This is a genomic window from Thiocystis violacea (assembly GCF_016583575.1).
GTDB classification, from domain to species: Bacteria; Pseudomonadota; Gammaproteobacteria; order Chromatiales; family Chromatiaceae; genus Thiocystis; species Thiocystis violacea.
This window is the reverse complement of the sequence record NZ_NRRG01000130.1, coordinates 1-1,752: the sequence shown is the minus strand read 5'-3', so window position 1 is coordinate 1,752 and position 1,752 is coordinate 1. Positions and strand designations below refer to the sequence as shown.

The window sequence follows — 1,752 nt, the reverse complement described above, 5'->3', positions numbered from 1 at the left end:
CGTATTTTGTATAGATTTGGCGGATTTTATGGTGCCAGGCTCTTTGAAATCAAGGGTTTAGTTTTTAGACATCCTCTCAAGTTCGTCAAAGATTGGTCGAAGGACTTCCCATTCTTCTTCGGAAAGGTCGCTCGGATATCTCAAAGGCCATTTTTCCAAGTCTGAAGTCATCATAATCCGCGAATTAGAATCCGCATTTCATATAGATTTAGCGGACTTTATGGCACCAGGCCATTTTAAATCAACGGTTTAGTTTTTAGACAGTCTCTTAGAATCTGTTTGGAAACTCCTATTTCAAAGAGTTACGTTATCTCGGCAGGGTTTCCGAGTGCCTGATACGGCCGAAAATGACCAGATTCATCTGACGATGACCAAGCAGACGGCCCCGTGACAGGGGCGGTTGAGGGTTTCCAAACAGCTTCTTAAGAAAGCGTCCAGTAACTATAGCCAACTAATATGATATGCAGACACTGAAAATATGGATGAATATGCAAATCTTTGTTTTTAATTTGATTTTTACTTTTTAATAATCAGTTGTGTACGCATAGTTAATAAGATGACTATATTTCCCGCTGGCGCTCCGGTTAGATGGGCATCGCTGTGCTCTGCCCATCCTACGATCGGGAAATAATTGATGGACAGTTACTTAGCGGAGGTCACACCCACCGCTTCAGGGACAGCACCAATGTCAGCGGTTGGGTCGGCGAGGCGATGAAGCCATAGCTTCGATAGAAGGCCGCAACGGGCTCCGACAAGGCATGCACCAGCAGACCCCGAATCCCGAGGATGGCGCTGGCCGCTTGGGTCCGCTCGACGGCATCGCGCAGCAAGGCGACACCGAGGCCGCGACCCTGCCAGTCGTGCGCGACGGCTAGCCGCCCGAGGACGGCCATGGGAATCGGATCCGGCATGTTGCGCCGCAGTCCGCCAGGGGCCTCGCTCAACGCCAGCGCCCCCGAGGCGAGACAGTAATAGCCCTTCACCTGACCGGCGGCGGCCACCACATAGGTCCGCGAGGCCCCGCTCGACTGATTGGCCCAGGCGCGCCGCATCAGCCAGTCGTCCAGACTGGCCACGCCACAAGAAAACCCCGACACGATATGTCCCGCGGTCAGCGGAGCGGGCGCCTCCAGACTCATGTCTTCCAGGGGCTGGGGGCCTGCATCAAGCGCGCGTAACCCTCGCCACAGGGCGGCTGGTCCAGTACCGCCAGAAAGTGCTCATAGGTTTGACGGTCCACGCGCACCAGCGTCTGATCGAGCAAGGCCTCCTCGGCGGCGCGCCGGGCGGCATCGATCATGAATTCCGAGCGTGATTTGCCCTGGCTCTTGGCTGCCTGGTCGATGAGGTCGCGAATATCTTCGCGAACGCGCAGATTGACGGGGCGAGAGAGCGGTTGGCGAGCGGGCGCGAGGGGAGTCGAAGTTGGCATCGGATCACTCGTGATCGATCTGAGAGATGTACATTGTATATCCTGGCGGCTGCGGCGACCAAGATCGAGACAGCGGGTCCGTTGGCGCCGTTCAGCGCTTACCACGGCTCGTCAGAACCCGCGTTGGTAGTGCCTCGATTCATAGGATGACGATAAACGGGTAGTGCTTCAGACATGGATTGTCGTTAAAATCACAGTGCATTTCACATTAAGATATTGATTATAATGACATCGCCATGAGATTCTGCCCCCAATGTCCTGATGTCTGAAATCCGTACCGTCAAACGGCTCCGAACCCTGCTCGCCACTCACCTGGACTG

Annotated in this window: 2 protein-coding genes; both read right to left on the bottom strand. The window is 54.6% G+C overall.

The window, feature by feature from the left end; genetic code table 11:
* Positions 1-656: 656 nt before the first annotated feature.
* On the bottom strand, positions 657-1,139 hold the full coding sequence (locus CKO27_RS23720; protein ID WP_242471109.1) for a GNAT family N-acetyltransferase: 483 nt from the start codon (positions 1,137-1,139) through the stop codon (positions 657-659).
* Positions 1,136-1,432 carry a type II toxin-antitoxin system TacA family antitoxin gene (locus CKO27_RS23715; protein ID WP_200377376.1) on the bottom strand — a complete coding sequence of 99 codons (297 nt, stop codon included), beginning with the start codon at positions 1,430-1,432 and terminating at the stop codon, positions 1,136-1,138. The genes CKO27_RS23720 and CKO27_RS23715 overlap by 4 nt, the downstream gene beginning before the upstream one ends.
* Positions 1,433-1,752: the final 320 nt, after the last annotated feature.